This is a genomic window from Dactylosporangium sp. NPDC051541 (assembly GCF_044454505.1).
Classification (GTDB): domain Bacteria; phylum Actinomycetota; class Actinomycetes; order Mycobacteriales; family Micromonosporaceae; genus Dactylosporangium.
The window spans coordinates 72,770-94,817 of sequence record NZ_JBITDU010000012.1; the positions used below are offsets into that span (position 1 = coordinate 72,770).

Genomic DNA, 22,048 nt, shown 5'->3' on the forward strand with positions numbered 1-22,048 from the left:
ATCCAGCTACACCTTCTCCGGAACCTCGGGCTGGACGGGGGCCGGTGCGGGCGGGCCGACCCAGCGCAGCGCGTACAGGTAGAGGATCACCATGCAGACCAGGCCGGCCGTGGAGCCGGTCAGCAGGCCCCACGCGGCGCCGTGCAGCCCGCCGTATTCGGCGCCCAGGGTCAGGCCGCTGAGCGAGACGACGGCGAACACGACGTACTGCAGGAACAACATCCGGGCCCGGTGCATGCCCCGCATCGCCGCCGTGAACGGCACCTGCAGCAGGTAGACGGCGCCCTGCAGGGCGATCGGCAGCGCCAGCGGGGCGGCCTCGGAGAACTTGTGGGTGTGCACGAGCACGAACGAGACGACCGGCCAGATGATGAGGACCATCAGGGCGCCCAGGACGGCGAAGGCGGTGGCCAGCGTCCGGGTCTGGCGGCGCAGGGCGGCGGCCGCCTCCACGCCCTCGGGGCCCGGCTTCGCGGCGGCGGCGGCGTTGCGGGAGGCGCGCGGCACGAGCAGGCTTTGCACAGCCGTGATCAGATTTTGTACCGGCTGCAGCTGCACCGTCTGCACAAAGCGCAGGTTGCCCAGGTCGACCTTGGACAGGCGGCCGGCGACGACGAAGCTGATGGCCAGGACCTGGATCTGGGCGACGATCGCGGTGATGGTGAACCAGCTCGACAGGTGGCGGGTCTCGGTCAGCCAGGCCATGGGGCGGCCCTGCCACGGCAGCCGCCGCTCGCGCAGCAGATACACCGTGACGCCCGCGGTCGCGCCGAGGCCCCAGACGGTGAGCAGGCCGCCCGCGCTGGAGGTGTGCGTGATGATCATGATGGCGACCATGACGGCCTGGGTGCCGGCCCACACGATGTCGATGCCGAGGGCCTTGTCCGGGCGGCGGTCGGCCAGGTAGTCGCAGCGGGCGGTGTCGTGCAGCATGATCGGCACCATGAACGGGGCCAGCCAGATGAGGTCGTGCAGGTCGATCTCGCCGCGATTCGGCCACGCCGCCCACAGCACCACGAACACGACGGTGGTGATGAGGCCGGAGCACAGGGCCGTCGCCAGGCCGTTGCGGGCCAGGCGGATGCGGGGCTCGCCGTCGTAGCGGGAGGCCAGGGCGAGCAGGACGTCGCCGACGATCGCCCGGTTGAGGTACATCGCGAAATACCCGACCGCCAGGGCCAGCGCGAGCGCGCCGAACTGCTCCTTGGGCAGCAGGATGCCACCCAGGAGCGTGTTCGCCGAGTTGGCCGCGGCGATGACGACCTGGTCGAGCAGTCCCGCGCCGACGAAGCGTGACGCGCCGCGCAAACCTTGCATGCGGCGCAGCAGCGGCCGTTCGGTCACAAGCCGGCGGGGTCGCGAGCGAGGTTCACGACACGCACCTTACGTGACCTGCGAGTGACGGCACTATCCGGTCTTTAAGGGAAATCTCAGGAACGGCTTTTTGGACATCTCACCAGCTCACGTCGAGTGGCTGGCCTTCTGCGTAGCCGGCGGCACTCTGCACACCGACGGTAGCGCGCTCGGCGAACTCGGTGAGATCGGCCGCACCGGCGTAGGTACACGCGCTGCGCACGCCGGCGACGATCGCGTCGAGGATGTCCTCGACACCCGGGCGGCGCGGGTCGAGGTACATCCGGGACGAGGAGATCCCCTCCTCGAACAGGGCCTTGCGGGCCCGCTCGTAGGCGCTGTCGTCGGCGGTGCGGCGGCTGACCGCGCGGGCCGAGGCCATGCCGAAGTTCTCCTTGTACAGCCGGCCGTCGGCGTCGCGGCGCGGGTCGCCCGGTGACTCGTGGGTGCCGGCCAGCCAGGAGCCGATCATCACGTTCGACGCGCCGGCGGCCAGAGCCAGGGCCACATCGCGCGGGTGGCGAACGCCGCCGTCGGCCCACACGTGGCCGCCGTGGCGCCGGGCCTCGTCGGCGCACTCGAGCACCGCGGAGAACTGCGGCCGGCCGACGCCGGTCATCATCCGGGTCGTGCACATCGCGCCCGGGCCGACGCCCACCTTGACGATGTCGGCGCCCGCGCTCAGCAGGTCGGCCGTCCCCGCCCGGGTGACGACGTTGCCGGCGACGACGGGGACGCCCGGGTCGAGCGCCCGGACCGACCGCAGCGTGCTGATCATCCGCTCCTGGTGGCCGTGCGCGGTGTCGACCACGAGCACGTCGACGCCGGCCGCGAGGAGCTTGTCGGCCCGCCCGGCCGCGTCGCCGGTGATGCCGATCGCGGCGCCGACGCGCAGCCGGCCGCCCGCGTCGACCGCGGGCGCGTAGAGGGTGGCCCGCAGGGCGGCGTGGCGGGTGAGGATGCCGACCAGCCGCCCGGCCGCGTCGATGACCGGGGCCAGCCGGTGGTGGCCGGCGGCGAGGCGGTTGAACGCCTCCTCCGGCGTCACGTCGTCGGGCAGCGTGAGCAGGTTGCTCGACATGACGTGGCGCAGCTGGCTGAAGCGGTCGACGTCGGCGCAGTCGGCCTCGGTGACCACGCCGACCGGGCGGCCGTCCTCGACCACGATCACCGCGCCGTGAGCCCGCTTCGGCAGCAGGTCCAGCGCGAGCGACACGGTCTCGGTCGGGCCGAGCGTGATCGGGGTGTCGTGCACGAGGTGGCGCTGCTTGACCCAGGACACCGCCTCGCCGACCACGTCGATCGGGATGTCCTGGGGAATGATCGCCAGGGCGCCGCGGCGGGCCACCGTCTCGGCCATCCGGCGCCCGGCCACCGCCGTCATGTTGGACACCACGATCGGGATCGTCGTGCCGCTGCCGTCGCGCGTGGTCAGGTCGACCTGCATGCGCGACTCCACGGCCGAGCGGCTCGGCACCATGAAGACGTCGTCGTAGGTCAGGTCGGGCCCGGGTGTCTGCTCGTTGAGAAACCGCACGTTGGGCAACTTTATCTCCCCCTTCCCAGGGGTGAGCAGGTCTTGTGACATCGCGGGCATACCGGGAGCATGTCCCGTAACCGTGCCCTTGCGAGGAGTGATCACCGTGCAGGTACACGAAGCGATGTCCACGGCCGTCGTCCAACTCGGCCCCGACCACACACTGCGCCAGGCGGCCGGGCTCATGGCCCGGCGGAAAGTCGGCTCGGCGATCGTCCTCGACCCCGACGGTGCCGGGGTCGGGATCATCACCGAGCGGGACATTCTCAACGCGATCGGCACCGACCTCGACCCCGACGTCGAGCGGACCGCCGACCACATCACCTGGGACGTCGTCTACGCGGGCCCCGCGTGGACGATCGAACAGGCCGCCGCCGCGATGGTCCGCGGCGGCTTCCGTCACCTGGTCGTGCTCGACGGCGATGATGTGTTGGGCGTCATATCCGTCCGCGACATCATGCGAGTCTGGGTTCAATCCTCGATCCCGGCGTAGTTCTTCGCGCCCGCGGGCCGTTCGGTCGCAAGAACGCCGGAAACCCTGGTCCTCAGGCCCGGGTGGACGGCGGTAACTCGGCTGAACGGCCATCGCGGCCGTGCGTAGGCTGCGGGGCATGCAGCTGATTTCTTTCGCCCGTGGCGCGCCGAGTCTCGACATCATCGACGTCGACGGGCTCAAGTCCGCCGCCGTCCGCGCCTTCGAGGCGGACCCGGCCGGCATCACGGCCTACGGCACGTCCGTCGGCTACCCGAAGCTGCGCGCGTGGATCGCCGGGAAGCACGACGTGGAGGCCGACCAGGTCATCGTCACCAACGGCTCGATGCAGGCCGACGCCCTGCTCTTCGCGCACCTGGTGAAGCCGGGCGACGCCGTGATCGTCGAGAAGCCGACCTACGACCGCACGCTGCTGAACCTGCGCAACCTCGGCGCCGAGGTCCACCCGGTGACGCTGGAGGCCGACGGCATCGACGTCGGCGAGCTGCGCGCGCTGCTGGAGAGCGGGGTCCGCCCGGTCCTGGCGCACATCATCCCCAACTTCCAGAACCCGGCCGGTGTCACCCTGTCGGCGGAAAAGCGGGCGGCGCTGCTGGCGCTGGCCCAGGAGTACGGGTTCACGATCTTCGAGGACGACCCGTACGCCGACATCCGCTGGCGGGGCGAGAAGCTGCCGACGATGCTGTCCCAGGACACCGCCGGCGTTGTCGTGCACGCGAGCTCCTTCACCAAGACCATCGCGCCCGGTCTGCGGGTCGGCTACCTGGTCGGACCGAAGGCGACGATCGCCGGCATCGCCAAGACGGCGACGACGATCTACATCTCGCCGAGCATGGTGGCCCAGGCGATCACGCACCAGTTCTGCGTGAACGGCGACATCGAGCGCTCGATCGCGAAGGTCTCGGCGACGCTCGGCGAGCGGGCCCGGCTGCTGGCCGAGGGGCTGCGCAAGCACATCCCCGACGCCACGTTCGTGGAGCCCGACGGCGGCTACTTCCTCTGGGTCGAGCTGCCCGACGACGTCGACACCACCGAGCTGGAGACGGTCGCGCAGCGGGACTTCAATGTGGCCATCGTCAAGGGCAGCGACTTCCTGCTCGACGGCGGCCGGCACTCGGTCCGGCTGGCGTTCTCGGCGGTGCTGACCGACGAGGTCGACGAGGGCGTCCAGCGCCTGGCCGCTGCGATCGAAGCGGTTCGCAAGCCTGCGTGAGACCGCAAACAAGGTATAAATACACGTTCCAAGGAACCTGACACCAAACCGTGATGGTGGGGGTGGTTCCGCAGGCGGTATCGGATGGATCAAAATCCAGCCCGGCGCGCTTTTGAGCCGCGCCGCAAAGGCATCACCCCCCGCCCCCCAACGGCACCGGGTGGGCCGACCGCGCCCCCACCCCCCACCTGCGGTCGGTCCGCCCGGTGCCAACATCGGCGGCGTGCGCGGACCGGCCCCCGTCCCACTCCGGGAGGTCGAGATGGCCGACGAACAGCACACCAGCTCCGGTCCGCTGCAACGCGCGCTGTCCCGGCCGGTGCGGGCGATGTCGCGGATACTCAACAGCTCCGCGACCGCTCCCCCCGCCAAGCCCGGGCTCGCGCCGCCCGAGCACAGCGCGATAGTCGACTGCGCGCTCTACATCGACGGCGTCCGCCAGCCCGAAAACCGTGACTACGCCGAGGCCCTGCACGCCGCGCGGCGGCACCGCGGCTTCGTGTGGATCGGGCTCAAGGAGCCGCAGGCGGCCGAGATGGCGGCCATCGCCGAGACGTTCCAGCTGCACGAACTGGCGGTCGAGGACGCCGTGCAGTCCCGGCAGCGGCCCAAGGTCGAGCGATACGGCGAGATGACGTTCCTGACCATGCGCACCGCCCGCTATGTCGAACACGACGAGCTGACCGACACCAGCGAGGTGGTCGAGACCGGCGACGTGCTGATGTTCATCGGCGAGCACTTCATCATCACCGTCCGCCACGGCGACGCCAGCCGGCTCGCCCCCGTCCGCTCGGGGCTCGAGCGGCGGCAGGAGGTGCTGGCCCGAGGTCCGTGGGCGGTCGCATACGCGGTGGCCGACAGCGTCGTCGACACGCTCGTCGACGTCGCACAGGGCATCGAGGAGGACGTGGCCGCGGTCGAGGATCAGGTGTTCAGCCCGCAGGGCAACCGGGGCCGGCGTACCTCCGACCGCATTCAGCGCATCTACCAGCTCAAACGGGAGCTGATGGAGTTCAAACGGGCCGTGCTGCCACTCCAGCGGCCGATGAACGGCCTGGTCACCGGGCAGCTCGCCGACGTGCCGGAGGAGATTCAGCGGTACTACCGCGACGTCGCCGACAACCTCGCGCGGGCGGTGGAGCAGGTGCTGTACCTCGACGACGTCATCAACTCGGTGCTCGCGGCCCGGCTGGCGCAGGTCAGCGTCGACCAGAACAATGACATGCGCAAGATCGCGGCCTGGGCCGGTATCGCCGCCCTGATCACGTCGATCGCGGGCATCTACGGCATGAACTTCGACTTCATGCCCGAGACGCACTGGGTCTTCGGCTACCCCGGGGTGATGGCCCTGATGGTCGCCGGCAGCGGCGCCCTCTTCTGGGGCTTCCGAAGGAGCGGCTGGCTGTGAAGACGCAGGTGGACCGTCCCCCGTGGCTGGGGACGGTCCACCTGCGCGATCGAGCGAGCGGTTACGGGCGGCTGTTCGGCATCGGGGACTTGTCGTACTCCCCGCTGCCGCTCGGGCCGCTGTTCGTGCTCTTGTGCCCGATCAGGTCCGACGCCCGGTCCTTGGCCGCCTCACCCATGGTGCGGGCCTTGTCGACGCCGGCGTCCATCTGGTTCTTCGCCGCGTCGAGCATCGACCCGGTGTCGCTGGTCGTGCGGGTCGAGCCGTACTCGTCCCAGCTCTGCTCGTTGCGGCGGCGGCGCATGTAAGCGGCCGCAGCGCCGACCGCGGCACCGGCCACGACCAGGCCACCGATCGCCAGCGGCAGGCGGCGCGAGGTCTTGGGTTCGTTGCGCATCAGCTTGCTGGTGGCCTTGCGCCCCATCTTGTCGGCCTTCTTGCTCGCTCGCTTGCTCGTCTTCTTGGCCTGTTTCTGGGCCTGCTGGCCGCGCTCGCGAGCGATCACCATGACCGACTCCATGCCGCCCATGGCCCGGTTGAGGCCGCTGTCGAGCCGCGGCTTCACCGCTTTGCGGGCAGCGTCGACGCGCGGCGCCAAGGCGCCCGAAGCACCATCGGCGGCGTGCGCCGCGGCCATCCGCAGGTGATCAAAGCTCTGCCCGAGCTCGTCCTGCATGAGCCGGGTGTGCGACTGCACCTGACGACGTCCGAACACTTGCTCCACCTCCCGAGGCGATATCCCGTCCATCCCCGGTTACCCCGATCCGCCCGACGACACACCCGGGAGCAGGGAGAACCTCGCGGTGAGGACCGCTGCCGCCATCGTGCCCCGATCCGGCGGCCGACACACCCGGAACCGGAAGAATCCGCGTCGGATACCGTGATGACGGAATGTCACCAAGGAAAGGGAGAACTGGTGGCCGAGCAACTGTTCGCGACACTGCACACGAATGTCGGCGCCATCCGGATCGAGCTGTTCCCCACCAAGGCGCCGAAGACCGTGCGCAACTTCGTGGAGCTCGCCGAGGGCACCGCGGAATACACGGACCCGCGCAACGGCCAGCCCGGCAGCGGCCCGTACTACGACGGCGTCATCTTCCACCGCGTGATCTCGGGCTTCATGATCCAGGGCGGTGACCCGACGGGCACCGGCACCGGCGGCCCGGGCTACACGTTCAACGACGAGATCCACCCGGAGCTGCGCTTCGACCGGCCCTACCTGCTGGCCATGGCCAACGCCGGCACCCGCTTCGGGCAGGGCACCAACGGTTCGCAGTTCTTCGTGACCGTCGGACCGACCCCGCACCTCAACGGCAAGCACACCATCTTCGGCGAGGTCGCCGACGACGAGTCCCGCAAGGTCGTCGACCAGATCGCCACCACCCGGGTCGGCGCCAACGACCGCCCGGTGAGCGACGTGGTGATCGAGAAGGTCTCCATCGAGCGCACCAACAGCTGACGCACCACCAGCTGAAACCGCAGCACCGGGGGCCGGCCTGCTCCGGTCCCCCGGCTGCGGGTGAGTCCTGGCTAACCTTGTCAGCATGACTCAGCCGCCGGCGAACGTGGTCCCCGTCTGCTACCGGCACACCGACCGCGAGACCTACGTGCGGTGCACGCGATGTGACCGGCCGATCTGCCCCGACTGCATGACCGAGGCGTCGGTCGGGTTCCAGTGCCCGGAGTGCGTCCGGGAGGGTGGCAAGACCCAGCGGCAGGCCCGCACCGCGTTCGGCGGCAGCCAGGCCGGGGCGGCCGGCACGGTGACGATCACCCTCATCGTGATCAACGTGCTGGTGTTCATCATCGGCATCATCAGCGCGGGCCGGCAGGCGGCCGACGGGCTCGGCGGCGGTGGCCTCGGTGGCCTGCTGGGCGGCTCCACCCCGCTGCACGATTTCGGGGCCGAGGTCCCGTATTTCACCGCCCGCGGCTCCGGCGTCCGGCTGGCCGGCGACAGTGTCGCCGACGGGGACTGGTATCAGCTGTTCACCGCCATGTTCCTGCACTACGGGCTGCTGCACCTGGCGATGAACATGTGGGCCCTGTGGATCCTCGGCCGCCCGCTGGAGGCGGCGCTGGGGCGGGTCCGGTTCCTGGCTCTCTACCTGCTGTGCGGCCTCGGCGGCGGCGTGCTCGTCTTCCTCCTATCCGCCCCGAACGTGCCCAGCGCCGGCGCGTCCGGCGCGATCTTCGGCATGTTCTCCGCGCTGATCGTCGTCCTGCGCAAGATGAAGCTGAGCGTGGCCAGCATCATCCCGGTGCTGATCTTCAACCTCGTGGTGACGTTCAGCTTCAGCGGGTACATCTCCTGGCAGGCCCATGTCGGCGGCCTGATCACCGGCGCGATCGTGGCCGCCGGCTTCGCCTACGCACCGCCGAAGCAGCGCACCCCGATCCAGGTCGCGACGGTGCTGGGCACCCTGCTCCTACTCGGCATCCTGCTCGGCGTCGGCCTGGCCAATGTCCCGGCGGTCGGCACGGCCGCGTAAAAGGCGAAAACTCAGGCAACCCCGGGCGGCGATGGCTCCGTTTCCTCCACGTATCCACAGGGAGGGAACGGATGACGCCGGAGCAGTCCTACCGCGAGTACGTCGGCGGCAACCTCGATCGCCTGCGCCGCACCGCGTTTCTGCTGTGCGGCGACTGGCACACCGCCGACGATCTCGTGTCCACGGTGCTGGTCAAGCTCTACCGGCACTGGCGCCGGGCGAACGGCATCGAGCACCTGGACGCCTATGTCCGCCGGATGCTCATGCGGGCCTGGCTCGACGAACGGCGCCGGCCCTGGCGCCGGGAGACGGCCACCGAGGTCCTGCCGGAGTCCGCGACGGCTCCGGGGCCCGACGCCGACCGCCGGCTCGCCGTGCTCTCCCTGCTGGCCGCGCTGCCCCCGCGCCGCCGGGCCGTCCTGGTCCTGCGGTACTTCTGCGACCTCTCCGTCGAGGAGACCGCGGAGGCGATGGGGTGCAGCGAGGGGACCGTGAAGAGCCAGACGGCCCGGGCGCTGGAGTCGCTGCGGGCCGACCTCAGCGAGGGAGAAGCGTTGTGGACCTGAAAGACGCGATGTACGAGGCGAGCGACACCCCGCCACCCACCACGATCGACGTCGACCGCCTCATCGCCGGCGAACGCCGCCGCGCCCACGGCCTGCGCCTGGCCGGCGTGGCCGCCGGAATCACCGTACTGGCCCTCGGCGTGACGCTGATGCCCCGGTACTTCGGCGACAACCTGGCCCCACCGGTGGTCGCCGCGTCACCAGGGTCGTCGCCGCGGTCGATCCCGCCCCGCGTGGACAACCCGGGGCCCATCATCCTGCCGTCCCAGCTGGGCTCGCTGCCGCCGGTCCAGTCCCCCTGCTCCGTCTCGGGGCACGGTGCCCCGCCCCGCCGGCCCATGCCAAAGTCGTGCGACGAGATGGCCTCGTTCCTGGCGGCGACGTTCGGCGCCAACGTGCCGGACGAGGTCCTCTGGGACTTCCCGACCCCGCGGTTCGTGCGCGACACGAACGTGGCCATGGGCTTCGTCGGCGGCCGCGACTACAACAAGGACGGTCACCACTTCACGCTCATCGTGCGGCTCGTCGCCAGCCCGGACGACCAGGCCGGCTGGGCGGCCAAGCACCCGTGCGCGGCCGGATGCCGGACGCAGACGGTGAACGGCCTGACCGTGCACATCACCGACGAGCGCAAGATCGAGGCGTACAAGGCCGACGGCACCGAGGTCGCCATGGAGGTGCTGACCGACGAGCCCGGCTACCGGCCGATCACCGTGGACTCGCTGATCAAGTCGGCCAATGCGACGGAGACGACGCTCTACCCGACCTGGTTCTGAGCCACCCGCTCGGCCGTGACCGCGGTGATGGCTCGGCCCCGGACCTGCGAGACGGTGAACCGCCAGTCCTGGACGGTCACCGTCTCGCCCGGGCCGGTCGGCAGCTTGCCCAGCCGGGCCAGCACCAGCCCGGCCACGGTCGTGAACGGCGCGTCGGCCGCGAGCTCCAGCGGGATGCGCACGTCGTCCAGGTCGTGGATCGGGAACGTGCCCGGCAGCAGCACGCTGCCGTCGGCGTTGCGGCGCACGGGCGAACCGGCGGCCGGGCCGGGCAGGGCGCCGACCACCTCGGCGACGGTGTCGGTGAGGGTCACGATGCCGTCGATGGCGCCGCGCTCGTCGACGACCAGCGCCAGCTCCTGCCGCTCGGCCTTGAACCGCGCCAGCGCGTCGGCGACCGGGAGCGACTCCGGCAGCAGCAGGGCCGGGCGCATGACATCGCGGACGTTGCCGCTAGGTGTGGAGTGCGCCGCCCGCACGAGATCGGCCCAGTGCACGATCCCGGTGGCGCTGTCCAGGTCGCCGTTCTCGATGACGGGGGCGCGGGCATGCCCGGACGCGGCCAGTTCGGCGGCCGCCTGTGCCACGGGCGTCGAAGCTTGCAGTGCGAAGACCATCGGCCGTGGTACCAGTACAGCCCGCAGACTCCGCGCCGCGATCTCGACCGCGCCGGAGATGATCTCGCGCTGCTGGCGGGTGAAGGTGCTCTGGGACGCGACCAGGTCGCGCAGCTCTTCGGGCCCGATCTCGTCCTGGCGGCGGCGCGGGTCGGCCCCGGCCGCGCGCACGACGAGGTCACTGGCCGAGGTGAGCACCCAGTTGGCCGGCCGCAGCAGTGCCGAGAGGATGCGCAGCGGCCGCGCCACGACCATCGCCCACCCCTCGGCCCGCTGCATGGCGATCCGCTTCGGGGCGAGCTCGCCGATGACCAGGGTGACGAAGGTGAGGGCCAGGGTGACCAGGACGATCGAGACCGGGGCGGCGGCTCCGCCGAGGAAGCCCAGCAGCGGCTCGACCGGCTCGGCCAGGGACACCGCGGCCGTGGCCGAGGCCAGGAACCCGGCCAGCGTGATGCCGATCTGGATGGTGGAGAGGAAGCGGTTCGGGTCGCGGGCGAGGCGGGCGAGGGCCCGGCCGGCGCCGTCGCGGCGCTCCAGCCGGCGCAGCTGCCCTTCACGCAGTGAGATGAGAGCCATCTCGCTGCCGGCGAACGCGGCGTTGAGCAGAGTCAGCAGGAGGACGAGGGTCAGTTCGAACCAGACGTTGTCCATTGGACGGCCAACGGTAACCGATCTAGCTGGGAAAAAGCTGGCGGTGCATGATCTTGCCGGTGGCGTTGCGGGGGAGTCCGGCGACGAAATACACGTCCCGGGGTACTGAGAAGCGGGCCAGCCGGTGCCGGACGTACTCGCGGACGGCGTCGGCGTCGACCACCTCACCGGGGTGCAGCGCGATCCACGCGGCCAGCCGCTGGCCGAACTCCACGTCCGGCACGCCGGCCACGGCCACCTCGCGCACCTGCGGCAGCTCGGCGATGACGTCCTCGACGGCGGCCGGGTAGACGTTCTCGCCGCCGGAGATGACCATGTCGTCCTCGCGGCCGTCGACGAAGATCAGCCCGCCCGCGTCGAGGTGGCCGAGGTCACCGGTGGCGATGAGGTCGCCGTAGTACTCGCGGCCGGTGCCGTTGGTGTAGCCCTCGAAAAGCATGTCGTTGCCGACGAAGATCCGCCCGACGGCGCCGGTGGGCTGCGGCGCGCCGGCTGCGGACAGGATGGCCAGGCGGGTGCCGTGCGGCGGGCGGCCGGCGGTGCCCGGGGCGGCCCGCAGCTCGGCCGGGACGGCGATCGAGGCCCACGACGCCTCGGTGGAGCCGTAGAGGTTGTAGAGGATGTCGCCGTAGACATCCATGAAGCGCGTCGCCAGGGGCCCGGTCAGCGCCGAGCCGGAGACGGCGACGACCTGCAGCGTCGGCGTCCGCACAGGCGGCACCTCCAGCACCCGCTGCAGCATGACCGGCACCGCGAACAGCGAGGTGCAGCCGTGCGTGTTGATGGCGGCGAGCGCGGTCGCCGGGGTGAAGCGGCGGGTCAGCACGATAGTGCCGCGCAGCGCGAGGCAGATCTGCAGCGCGGCCAGGCCCCACGTGTGGAACAGCGGCGCGGCCACGAACATCCGGTCGCCGGCGTTGAGCGGGATGCGGGAGACGACCGAGGCCAGCGGGGCGAGGCCGGCCGGGTTGCGGCGCTTGGCCCCTTTGGGCGCGCCGGTCGTGCCGCTGGTCAGCACGACGATCGAGCCGGGCCGGTCGGGCGGCGCGAGCTCAGCGGAGGGGGCGCGGCCGATGAGCTCCTCGAGCCGCTCCGTTGACAAACGCGGGAGATTTGGGGGTACCGCCGCCAGCATTCCCAAAAACGCTTCGTCATGGAGCAGCAGCTGCAGCCCCTGATCGTGCGCCACGGCCTCGACCTGGGCGTTGCCGAGGCCGGTGTTGACCATCACGGCCTGCCCGCCGAGCGCGACGACGGCCATCATCAGCTCGATCATGGTCGCCGAGTTTTCGCAGAGCAGCCCGATGTGGTCGCCCGGCCGCACGCCGAGCTCGACGCGCAGGGCGTTGGCCAGCCGGCGGACGCGGACTTCCAGCTCGCCGTAGGTGACCTGGCGGCGTTCATCGATGATGGCGACGCGCTGGGGATCGCGGGCGGCGGCCGAGCGCATCTCGCCGTAGAGGCCGAAGCCCCACCGGCGCAGTGCGTTCAGCTGGCGCACCACGCGGGTGGGGGCGGCGGGGTTGAGCACCTTGCGGCGGGCCAGTGTTCGCAGCACGAATCCGGCATCCATAGGCGCAATTTATCCCTCAAAACCAGGTTTGTGCGAAATCAGCGGACGTAAATTCCGGAGATCGCGCGCGAGATCACCAGGCGCTGGATCTCGCTGGTGCCCTCGAAGATGGTGTAGATCTTGGCGTCGCGATACCAGCGCTCGACCGGGTGCTCGCGCAGGAAGCCCGCGCCGCCGAGGATCTGGACCGCCTTCTCGGTGACCGCCACCGCCACCTCGCCGGCCTTGAGCTTGCTCATCGAGCCCTCGCCGGCCTCGAAGACGCGGCTGTTGCGCCCCATCCAGGCCGCCCGCCACACCAGCAGCCGGGCCGCGTCGAGCTCCATGCGCATGTCGGCCAGGGCGAACGCGATGGCCTGGTTCTCGATGATCGGCCGGCCGAACTGCACGCGGCTCTTCGCGTAGTCCAGCGAGTATTCGTAGGCGGCCCGGGCGACCCCGAGCGCCTGCGCACCGACGGCCGGGCGGGACAGCTCGAACGTGCGCATCGCGGCCTGACCCTGCGACTTGCGGCCTTCGCGGGCCCGGGCCAGCCGCTCCTCGAGGGCCTCGCGGCCGCCGAGGACGTTGTCGCCGGGGACGCGGACCTCGTCCAGGAACACGTCGGCCGTGTGCGAGGCGCGCAGGCCCAGCTTCTTGAGCTTCTTCGAGCCGTCGAGGCCCTTGGTGCCGGGCGGCACGATGAAGCCGGCCTGGCCCCGCGAGCCCAGCTCGGGCTCGACGCTGGCCGTCACCACGTGCACGTTGGCGATGCCGCCGTTGGTCGCGTAAGCCTTCTGGCCGCTGATCACCCACTCGTCCGCGGCCTGGTCGTAGCGGGCCCGGGTGCGCATCGCGCCGACGTCGGAGCCGGCCTCGGGCTCGGTGGTGCAGAACGCGGCCACCTTGGGGTCGTCGGCGTCGCCGAAGCACTGCGGCACCCACTCCGCCATCTGATCGGGCGTGCCGCTGCCGAAGATCGCCGCGACGGCCAGGCTGGTGCCGAAGATGGCCATGCCGATGCCGGCGTCGCCCCAGAAGAGCTCCTCGTTGGCGAGGCAGAGCGACAGCCCGGACGGGTCGGCCCAGGCGTTGGCGAGGAACTCGAAGCCGTAGAGGCCGATCTTCGCCGCCTCCTGGATCACCGGCCAGGGGGTCTCCTCGCGGCTGTCCCACTCCGCGGCGGCCGGGCGCACGACTTCAGCCGCGAAGCCGTGCACCCAGTCGCGGAGATCCCGCTGGTCCTCGTTGAGGTCGAGCGAGAACTCGGGCATGGCGATCAGGCCTTGGGGATGTCGAAGAGGTTGGCGATGTTGGCGGCCAGGCCAAGGTCACCCTTGGCCTTGAGCTTGCCGGTCATGAACATCATCATGGGGTTACCGACACCGGAGACGACCTTGAGGAAGTCGACCGGTCCGACCGTGATCGCGAGCTTCGGCTCCTGGTCGGGGCTCGGCGAGAGCGTGCAGGCGCCGTTAGCGATGACCAGTTCGTAGGAGTCGGCGCCGCCGTCGGGCGCGCCGGTGATGTTCCAGTGGATGATCGCGTTGGTCGAGCCGGCGCGGTCGGCCCGGAACAGCTCGGGGAACCGGGAGAAGATCGTGTCCAGGATCGTCTTGCGCTGCGGGCTGCTCATGATCTCGGCCAGCTGCGAGTCCGAGGCGCTCTTCACGTAAGCGGCGAACTGCTTCGGGTCGATGTTGTTGAAGTCGCCCAGGGCGTCAAGCTCGGACATGGCTGTCCCTTCAGAGGTTTTAAGCTACTCACGCGTAACCTTACGCACGAGTAGGTAAGGTGGCAAGATGCTGAAACGCCTCCCCCGCGTCGTCCGCGAGCAGCAAATGCTCGACGCCGCAGTGAAAGTCTTCGCGAAGCGCGGCTTCCACGCGGCCTCAATGGACGAGATCGCGGAGGTCGCCGGCATCTCCAAGCCGATGGTCTACGCATATCTGGGCCCGAAGGACGAGCTGTTCCTGACCTGCCTGCAGCGCGAGGCCACCCGCCTGATGGAGGCGGTCGCGGCCGGCGTGGTCCCCACCGCCCAACCCGACGAGCAGCTGTGGAACGGGCTGCGCGCCTTCTTCGCCTTCGTCGGCAAGCACCGCGATGGCTGGCAGGTCCTCTACCGCCAGGCCCGCAGCGAGCCGGCCTTCGCGGCCGAACTCGACGGCATGCGCACCCGGATCGTCGAGATCGTCGCCGGCCTCCTGGAGGCCGCCTGGGCGCAGGCCGAGCCCGGCCGCTCGGTGGCACCGGACGACTTCCTGGCGATGGCCTTCGCCTACTGCGGCGCGGCCGAGTCCCTGGCCGACTGGCTGGCCGACCACACCGACGAGGACCCCGACCGCACCGCGACCCGCATGATGAACTTCGTCTGGATCGGCGCCGACGGCCTGCTACAGGGCCGCGCCTGGAAGGCCTAGCCGACCCTCGGCCGCGGCCTGGGCGATGTCGGTGCGGAACTGGGCGCCGTCGAAGTGGATGCTGCGCACCAGCGCGTAGGCCGCCTCCCGGGCCTCCGGCAGCGTCGCACCCAGCGCGGTGCAGGCCAGGACCCGGCCACCCGCGGTGACCAGGGCGCCGTCCTCCCGGCGGGCGGTGCCGGAGTGTGCGACGCCGGGCACGTTGTCGGCGCCCGTGATGACGTCGCCTTTGTGCGACGACTCCGGATAGCCGGCGCTGGCCAGCACCACGGTCACGGCCGACTTCGAGCGCCAGGCCAGCGGCGGGTCCTCGGCCAGACGGCCGACGGCGGCGGCGTGCAGGACGCCGGCCAGCGGGGTCTCCAGGCGGGCCAGGACGGCCTGGGTCTCGGGGTCGCCGAAGCGACAGTTGAACTCGATGACCTTCGGGCCGTCCGCGGTCAGGGCCAGGCCGACATACAGGGTGCCGCTGAACGGGGTGTCGCGCCTGCGCATCTCGGCCAGCGTCGGCTGGACCACGGTGGCCATCACCTGGTCGACCAGTTCGGGCGGGGCCCAGGGCAGCGGCGAGTAGGCACCCATGCCGCCGGTGTTCGGGCCCGCGTCGCCGTCGAAGATGCGCTTGAAGTCCTGTGCGGGCTGCAGGGGTACCGCCGCCGCCCCGTCCGTCACCACGAAGAGCGAGACTTCAGGGCCCGCGAGGTACTCCTCCACGACCACGCGCCCGCAGGCCGCCGCGTGCGCGAGGGCTTCGGCCCGGTCCTCGGTGACGACGACGCCCTTGCCCGCGGCGAGCCCGTCGTCCTTGACCACATACGGCGGGCCGAACTCGTCGAGCGCCGCGGCTGCCTCTTCGGGCACAGTACAAACGAAGGATCTTGCAGTTGGAACGCCCGCCGCCTGCATGACGTCTTTGGCGAATGCCTTCGAGCCCTCGAGCTGGGCCGCCGCCTGCGACGGGCCGAAGCAGGCGATGCCCTTGGCCCGGACCGCGTCGGCGACCCCGGCCACCAGCGGCGCCTCCGGGCCGACAACGACCAGGTCGGCGCCCTGCTCCACGGCCAGCGCGGCCACGGCGGCCGGGTCCAGCGGGTCGACGTCGGCCAGTTCTCCCAGCTCAGCCAGGCCCGGACTGCCGGGAGCGCTGACGAGCGAGGTCACGGCCGGGTCGGCGGCCAGGGCGGCGGCGAGCGCGTGCTCGCGGCCGCCCGTTCCGATGAGGAGTACGCGCACCGGGACAGACTAGATGAGCTGGTGCCGCACCACGTTCTCGTCCCGGCCCGGTCCCACTCCGATGATGGACACGCGGGTGCCGGCCAGCTCCTCGATCCGCTCGATGTAACGGCGGGCGTTGACCGGGAGCTCCTCGAAGGTGCGGGCCTGGGAGATGTCCTCCCACCAGCCCGGCAGCTCCTCGTAGACCGGGGTCGCGTGGTGGAACTCGGTCTGCGTCATCGGCATGTCGTCGGTGCGCTTGCCGTCGACCTCGTAGGCCACGCACAGCGGCACGGTCTCGAGGCCCGACAGCACGTCGAGCTTGGTGACGACCAGGTCGGTGATGCCGTTGAGGCGGGTCGAGTACTTCGCGACGACCGCGTCATACCAGCCGGTCCGCCGCTCGCGGCCGGTCGTGGTGCCGTACTCCCGGCCGATCTTGCGCAGGTGCACGCCGTTCTCGTCGAACAGCTCGGTCGGGAACGGCCCGGAGCCGACCCGGGTCGTGTACGCCTTGGTCACGCCGATCACCTGGGTGATCGCGGTCGGCGGGATGCCCGAGCCGACGCACGCACCGCCGACGGTCGGGTTGGACGACGTCACGAACGGATACGTGCCGTGATCCATGTCGAGCATGGTCGCCTGCGCGCCTTCGAGCAGGACCGTGCGGCCCTCCTCGAGCCCCTTCCACAGGACCTGGCGGGTGTCGGTGATGTAGGGCCGCATCCGCTCGGCGTAGGTGAGGTACTCCTCCACCACCGCGTCAACAGCGATCTCTTTGCGGTTGTACACCTTCACGAGCACCTGGTTGCGTTCGCGCAGGACGATCTCGAGCTTCTTCTGCAGGATGCCCGGGTCCAACAGGTCCTGGACGCGGATGCCCATCCGCGAGACCTTGTCACCGTAGGCCGGCCCGATGCCACGCCCGGTGGTGCCGATCCGCGACGAGCCGAGGTAGCGCTCGACGACCCGGTCCAGCGCCCGGTGGTGCGGCATGATCAGGTGCGCGTCGCCGGAGATCATGAGCCGGGAGACGTCGACGCCCCGCTCGGCCAGCCCGTCGATCTCGATGAGCAGCACCTTCGGGTCGATCACGACCCCGTTGCCGATCACGATGGCCGCGTTCGGCCACAGTGCGCCCGACGGCATAAGGTGCAGGGCAAACTTCTGTCCGTCCGGGGTCACCACGGTGTGACCCGCGTTATTGCCGCCGGAGTAGCGCACGACGTAATCCACGCCGCCGCCAATCATGTCGGTAACCTTGCCCTTGCCCTCGTCGCCCCACTGAGCGCCGATGAGCACGATCGCTGGCATGTCTGCTCGCCCTCCAAGGTCGGGCGACCCGCGTTCGCCCAGGGTGCCAGGCTAACAACCTTCGGAAAGGCAGGCTGACAACGGTGGTCGACATCGTGCTGCTCACTCTGGGCGAAGACGCGCAGTGCGGCTGCGATGGCGGCGCGTGCGGCACGCGTACCCCCATTCTCTCCTGCCGCGATGCCCTGCGCACGGCTTCGGCCGCCTCGGCCGCCCCGGTCGGTGACGTCCGGACCGTTGTGGCCCACAACGACAAGGAGATCGACGAGGCACTTCGGGCTCTGCCCGACGCCCGTGTGATCGTCGCCACGGCCGCCGACGCCCAGTTGCGCGCGGTGATGCGCCGCCTGGTCCGGATGCACGCCCCGGCCCCGAGCAAGCGCCCGTCCGACCTGGCGGGCGACCGGACCATCCCCGACCTGCCGCCCATCGGCATCCTCCCGCTCGGCCCGGACGCCACCGACCTGGCCACCCGCCTCGGCCTGCCCCGCGCACCGGCCGACGTCGCGGCGGCCGTCATCGGCGGCCACGTCCGCCGCCTCGACCTGCTCCGCAACGACGGCGGCTCGGTCACGCTCGACGGCGCGCTGCTCGGCGGGGTCAAGGCCCAGGGCGGGGCCGGCACCTACCTGGCCCGGGTCGAGGTCGACGACTACGTCCTCGCCGACGGCACCGAGCCGGTGCTCATGTCGGTCGTCGCCAACGCCGAGCGCTACGCGACCGTCGACGGCCTGCCCCTGGTCACCGCGCCATCGATGGACGACGGTCTGCTGGACGTCGCCGTGGCCGTCCCCGTGGCCGCTCGCCGCCTGTTCCGCCGCCCCCGCGTGGAGATCCAGGTCCGCCGCGCCCACGGCCGCGCGGTCGCCATCTCCCCCCGCGCCGAGCTCCCGTTCGTCGACGACGGCGTGGAGGGAACCCTCACACACAAGCGATCGTGGTGGATGGAGCGCGGCGCATGGGCTGTATACGTGCCGTAGGGCTTTTCGTAATCTTGGCCCGGCCGCTCAGCGGTGTCGTAGGTCGAACTCGTCGCATACGGTGGTAGGGCACCGCGGGGAGGGAAGGCACACATCGTGAACGACATGGTCTGGCCGCCGGACGACAGCACCGACGGACGGCGTGGAGAACGCGCCCACAAGGCCGGTGGCCCGGCACCCGACTCGCCCTGGTCCCAACCGCCCGGCAGCGTCGACCCACTGGCCTGGCCCCCGATCCGCGACACCCCACCGCCGACCGACGACGAGGACGGCAGCCTCCAACACGGCCGCCCGATCCCGCACACCCCACCGGCCGGCGAACCGATCTCCTCCCCGGCCGGCGGCGGCATCCCGGTCACCGGCGGCAACGGCATCCCGGTGTCGGGCGGCATCCCGGTCGGCGGCCCCTTCGGCGAGAGCCCCTTCACCCCTCGCCCCCCGGTCTCCGGCCCACCGGCCTCAATCGCCGGCGCCCCTGGCCCGGCCTCCACATCCTCCGGCCCGGTCTCCGGTCCTCCGATCTCCACCTCTCCGGTCTCCGGCATCCCGACCTCCGGCGCCTCCACTCCGATCTCCGGCGCCCCGACCTCCGGCTCCGGTCCGGTCTCGGCATCACCGGCACCCGGCTCCGGCGTCGTACCCGGCCCGCCCGCACCGTTCTCGGGTCCACCGGCACCCGGCCCGTTCTCGGCCCCGCCTTCGGGCCCGTTCGCCACGCCGCCAGGCTCGCTGCCACCGTCCGCGTTCGGCCCGCCGCCCGGCTCGATGCCACCGCCGCCCGGCTCGATGCCCCCACCTCCGGGTGCGCTGCCGCCTCTCCCAGGCTCGACACCTCCACCGGCCGGTGCGATGCCGCCTCCGCCTGGTGCAATGCCTCCCCCGCCCGGCTCGGTTCCCGTGCCCCCGGGCGCGCGGCCTCCATTGCCGGGCTCGCTGCCGCCGCCTCCGGGCTCCGTGCCCCCACCCGCCGGTTCCACACCGCCGCCTCCGGGTGCGCTGCCACCTCTCCCGGGCTCAATGCCGCCCCCACCTGGTTCCACGCCTCCTCCACCGGGTTCTGTGGCGCCGGCGCCGGGTTCGATGCCGCCGCCGGGTCCGTGGCCGGTGACCGGTCCTCCACCCGGCACTGGACCGATGCCGCCGCCACCCGGTCCTGGCCCCGTGCCCGGTCCGCCGCTGCCCGGCCCTCCCAGTGCGCCCATGTCCGGACCACCGCTGCCGGGCCTTCCCGGTGCGCCCATGTCGGGCCCCCCTGGTGCGCCCATGTCCGGTGCGCCGCTGCCGGGCCTTCCCGGTGCGCCCATGTCCGGCCCTCCCGGTCCGCCGCTGCCCGGCCCTCCTGGCGCGCCAATGTCCGGACCGCCAATCGCCGGCCTTCCCGGTGCGCCTAACGCTGGACCGCCGCTGCCTCCGTTGCAGCCGCTGCCGACCCCGGACGGTCCGCTGCCGCCGGCTCCCCCGACGCAGGCACTCCCCACCGTGCCGCCACAGGGCCCTCTGAACCACCCGTTCGGATCGTCCCCGCGACCGCCGAGGGACGCCGAACCGGAGGAGCAGGACCAGCCGGCCGATGCGCCCTCAGCGCCGCCGCAGCCGGACTCGCGGCTCGATGCGGTGCCGGGACCACCGTCCGGGCCGTACCAGGGTCCGCCGCCGGGATCGCCGTTCGGACAAATGCCACCCGCAGGACAAATGCCACCCGGTCAGTTCGCGCCCGGCCAAGTGCCCGCGCCGGGCCAGTTCCCGCCCGGACAGATGCCGCCTGGGCAGATGCCGCCGCCCGGCCAGTTCCCGGCTGGGCAGGTGCCACCGACCGGGCAGCAGCCGCCTTACGGACAACAGCCGCCACACGGGCAGGTCCCGCCGGCCGGGCTGCAAGGGCCGCCGCCTGCGCAGTTCCCGCCCGGCCAGTTCCCGCCCGGGTCGGTGCCGCCGGGTGCGTACGGGGCGGCGGTCGGGTATGCCGAGCCCGGGGCCCGGAATCCCGCGGTTCCGCCGCTGCCGCCCATGCCGCAGGAGAACTGGCATGACGGGACCACACCGACGGCGGAGGAGTTCGCCAAGCGGCGGGAGGCCAAGCCGGTCGACCCGGTGGCCTCGCAGGGGCTGCGGGGGGCGATCGCCAAGAGCACGCTGGGGCTCGTCTCGGTGTCGCCGGGCAAGCGGGAGCTCGAGTTCCGGCACGAGGTCGAGATGGTCCGCCGCAACTTCGGCGGGCTTCGGCAGGTCACCGTGGTCAACCCCAAGGGTGGCGCCGGCAAGACGGTGGCGGTGCTGCTGCTCGCGATGACGTTCGGGCAGAAGCGCGGCGGCTACGTGCTGGCCTGGGACAACAACGAGACCCAGGGCACCCTGGGGATGCGGGCCCAGCAGGACTTCCACAACCGGACCGTGCGCGACCTGCTGCACAACCTCCGAGATTTTCAGGGGGCGCAGGGGCGGATCGGCGACCTGTCGCAGTACGTCCGGGCGCAGGGCGAGGGCATGTTCGACGTGCTCGCGTCCGACGAGTCCGCGACCGCCGGCGAGATGTTGACGGCCGACGCGTTCGGGGAGCTGCGGGACGTCGTCAGCCGGTTCTACAAGCTCATCTTCGTTGACACCGGCAACAATGTGCGGGCCGAGAACTGGCAGGCCGCCATCGACGCCACCGACCAGCTGGTGGTCACGATGTCGGCGCGTAACGACTCGGCCGAGACCGCCTCGCGCATGCTCGACCACCTCGAGCAGCACGGCCGGCAGCGGCTGGTGCGGCAGGCGGTGACGGTCGTGTCGATGCCGCCGAGCAAGCGATACGTCCACGTGCCGGCCATCACCAAGCACTTCGCGGCCCGGACCCGGACCGTGATGATCGTGCCCTACGAGCGGTTCATCGACTCGGGGGAGCCGATCCGCTACGCGGGCCTCTCGGCCGCCAGCCGCGACGCCTGGCTCAAGGTCGCCGCGGCCGTATCAGAGGGTCTCTGACAAGAAGGCCGGTAGAGGGCCTCCGATAAGAAGGCCGCCAAGCCTAGGACAGAGCAGAGACCGCGGCCGGGTCGCTGTCGCGGAGGAACGTCGCGCAGCGCTCGGCCTCCTCGGTCTCGCCGATCTGGCCGGCGGCGAGCCCGAGCGCGTGCAGCGCCCGCAGGAAGCCCTGGTTGGGCTCGTGCGCCCACGGCACCGGCCCGACGCCCCGCCACCCGTTGCGGCGCAGCTGGTCGAGCCCGCGGTGATAGCCGGTCCGGGCATACGCGTAGGCGGTCACCGGCTCGCCCGCGCTCAAGGCCAGCTCGGCCAGGCGCGCCCACGCGGCACTGTAGGACGGGAACTGCGCGGCGACCGCCTTCACGGCCCCTTCGGAGTCGGCCTTGGCCAGCAGGTCGGCGGCGTCGGTCTCGGCGGGCAGCAAGGTGGGCTCAGGCCCGGGCAGGAGGTTCTGCATGCCGCAATTCAACCAGAGACGGCCTGGCTGA

20 protein-coding genes are annotated in these 22,048 nt (G+C 71.4%); 10 read left to right on the forward strand and 10 right to left on the reverse strand.

The genetic code is table 11. The features are described from left to right. Positions 1-6: 6 nt before the first annotated feature. Positions 7-1,344 (reverse strand): hypothetical protein, encoded by a 1,338-nt coding sequence (locus tag ACIA8L_RS40395; protein WP_395913016.1) that lies wholly within the window; start codon positions 1,342-1,344, stop codon positions 7-9. 109 nt (positions 1,345-1,453) lie between these two features. Continuing rightward, a complete protein-coding gene (locus ACIA8L_RS40400; protein WP_395913018.1) occupies positions 1,454-2,890 on the reverse strand; it encodes a GuaB1 family IMP dehydrogenase-related protein in 1,437 nt (478 codons plus the stop codon). Positions 2,891-2,996: 106 nt separating this feature from the next. Between ACIA8L_RS40400 and ACIA8L_RS40405 the strand changes: the two genes are divergently transcribed. The 3 genes from ACIA8L_RS40405 (at position 2,997) to ACIA8L_RS40415 (ending at position 6,004) form a co-directional block, all read left to right on the forward strand. After that, a complete protein-coding gene (locus ACIA8L_RS40405) occupies positions 2,997-3,383 on the forward strand; it encodes a cyclic nucleotide-binding/CBS domain-containing protein (protein ID WP_395913020.1) in 387 nt (128 codons plus the stop codon). A gap of 118 nt (positions 3,384-3,501) precedes the next feature. Next, complete coding sequence (locus tag ACIA8L_RS40410; protein WP_395913022.1) at positions 3,502-4,596, forward strand: PLP-dependent aminotransferase family protein; 1,095 nt, start codon at positions 3,502-3,504, stop codon at positions 4,594-4,596. Between the two features lie 262 nt (positions 4,597-4,858). After that, a complete protein-coding gene (locus ACIA8L_RS40415) occupies positions 4,859-6,004 on the forward strand; it encodes a magnesium and cobalt transport protein CorA (RefSeq protein WP_395913024.1) in 1,146 nt (381 codons plus the stop codon). Positions 6,005-6,065: 61 nt separating this feature from the next. On the opposite strand, the gene ACIA8L_RS40420 is transcribed toward ACIA8L_RS40415, so the two are convergent. Beyond that, positions 6,066-6,719: a hypothetical protein gene (locus tag ACIA8L_RS40420; protein WP_395913026.1), complete on the reverse strand. Its 654-nt coding sequence runs from the start codon at positions 6,717-6,719 to the stop codon at positions 6,066-6,068. 201 nt (positions 6,720-6,920) lie between these two features. Here ACIA8L_RS40420 and ACIA8L_RS40425 point away from each other — a divergent pair, with 201 nt between their 5' ends. The 4 genes from ACIA8L_RS40425 (at position 6,921) to ACIA8L_RS40440 (ending at position 9,838) form a co-directional block, all read left to right on the forward strand. Next, positions 6,921-7,463, forward strand: a complete 543-nt coding sequence (locus tag ACIA8L_RS40425; RefSeq protein WP_395913028.1) for a peptidylprolyl isomerase — start codon at positions 6,921-6,923, stop codon at positions 7,461-7,463. Positions 7,464-7,548: 85 nt separating this feature from the next. After that, the gene (locus tag ACIA8L_RS40430) at positions 7,549-8,496 is read left to right on the forward strand and encodes a rhomboid family intramembrane serine protease (protein WP_395913030.1); all 948 of its coding nucleotides are present in this window, start codon (positions 7,549-7,551) and stop codon (positions 8,494-8,496) included. Positions 8,497-8,567: 71 nt separating this feature from the next. Further along, the gene (locus ACIA8L_RS40435) at positions 8,568-9,062 is read left to right on the forward strand and encodes a SigE family RNA polymerase sigma factor (protein WP_395913031.1); all 495 of its coding nucleotides are present in this window, start codon (positions 8,568-8,570) and stop codon (positions 9,060-9,062) included. Further along, on the forward strand, positions 9,053-9,838 hold the full coding sequence (locus ACIA8L_RS40440; protein ID WP_395913033.1) for a hypothetical protein: 786 nt from the start codon (positions 9,053-9,055) through the stop codon (positions 9,836-9,838). The genes ACIA8L_RS40435 and ACIA8L_RS40440 overlap by 10 nt, the downstream gene beginning before the upstream one ends. On the opposite strand, the gene ACIA8L_RS40445 is transcribed toward ACIA8L_RS40440, so the two are convergent. From ACIA8L_RS40445 to ACIA8L_RS40460, 4 genes are read right to left on the reverse strand one after another with little or no spacing between them, the layout of a single operon-like run. Then, complete coding sequence (locus ACIA8L_RS40445) at positions 9,820-11,109, reverse strand: hemolysin family protein (protein ID WP_395913035.1); 1,290 nt, start codon at positions 11,107-11,109, stop codon at positions 9,820-9,822. The genes ACIA8L_RS40440 and ACIA8L_RS40445 overlap by 19 nt on opposite strands. 22 nt (positions 11,110-11,131) lie before the next feature. After that, complete coding sequence (locus ACIA8L_RS40450) at positions 11,132-12,682, reverse strand: AMP-binding protein (protein WP_395913037.1); 1,551 nt, start codon at positions 12,680-12,682, stop codon at positions 11,132-11,134. Between the two features lie 38 nt (positions 12,683-12,720). Continuing rightward, positions 12,721-13,935 (reverse strand): acyl-CoA dehydrogenase family protein, encoded by a 1,215-nt coding sequence (locus ACIA8L_RS40455; protein WP_395913039.1) that lies wholly within the window; start codon positions 13,933-13,935, stop codon positions 12,721-12,723. A gap of 5 nt (positions 13,936-13,940) precedes the next feature. Then, positions 13,941-14,396 (reverse strand): SCP2 sterol-binding domain-containing protein, encoded by a 456-nt coding sequence (locus tag ACIA8L_RS40460; protein ID WP_395913041.1) that lies wholly within the window; start codon positions 14,394-14,396, stop codon positions 13,941-13,943. 67 nt (positions 14,397-14,463) lie between these two features. Between ACIA8L_RS40460 and ACIA8L_RS40465 the strand changes: the two genes are divergently transcribed. After that, positions 14,464-15,084 carry a TetR/AcrR family transcriptional regulator gene (locus ACIA8L_RS40465; protein WP_395913043.1) on the forward strand — a complete coding sequence of 207 codons (621 nt, stop codon included), beginning with the start codon at positions 14,464-14,466 and terminating at the stop codon, positions 15,082-15,084. Here the strand turns inward: ACIA8L_RS40465 and purD are convergent. Further along, on the reverse strand, positions 15,058-16,317 hold the full coding sequence (gene purD / locus ACIA8L_RS40470; RefSeq protein WP_395913045.1) for a phosphoribosylamine--glycine ligase: 1,260 nt from the start codon (positions 16,315-16,317) through the stop codon (positions 15,058-15,060). The genes ACIA8L_RS40465 and purD overlap by 27 nt on opposite strands. A 9-nt stretch (positions 16,318-16,326) precedes the next feature. Continuing rightward, positions 16,327-17,613, reverse strand: coding sequence for an adenylosuccinate synthase (locus tag ACIA8L_RS40475; protein WP_395913047.1), 1,287 nt, complete (start codon positions 17,611-17,613; stop codon positions 16,327-16,329). An 83-nt stretch (positions 17,614-17,696) separates the two neighbouring features. On the opposite strand from ACIA8L_RS40475, the gene ACIA8L_RS40480 reads away from it, so the two are divergent. Together ACIA8L_RS40480 and ACIA8L_RS40485 are read left to right on the forward strand one after the other, a co-directional pair. Next, positions 17,697-18,593: a diacylglycerol kinase family protein gene (locus tag ACIA8L_RS40480; RefSeq protein WP_395913049.1), complete on the forward strand. Its 897-nt coding sequence runs from the start codon at positions 17,697-17,699 to the stop codon at positions 18,591-18,593. Positions 18,594-19,610: 1,017 nt separating this feature from the next. Beyond that, complete coding sequence (locus ACIA8L_RS40485) at positions 19,611-21,560, forward strand: chromosome partitioning protein (RefSeq protein ID WP_395913357.1); 1,950 nt, start codon at positions 19,611-19,613, stop codon at positions 21,558-21,560. A 43-nt stretch (positions 21,561-21,603) separates the two neighbouring features. Here ACIA8L_RS40485 and ACIA8L_RS40490 read toward each other — a convergent pair whose 3' ends face one another. Next, on the reverse strand, positions 21,604-22,017 hold the full coding sequence (locus ACIA8L_RS40490; RefSeq protein ID WP_395913051.1) for a DUF3151 domain-containing protein: 414 nt from the start codon (positions 22,015-22,017) through the stop codon (positions 21,604-21,606). Positions 22,018-22,048: the final 31 nt, after the last annotated feature.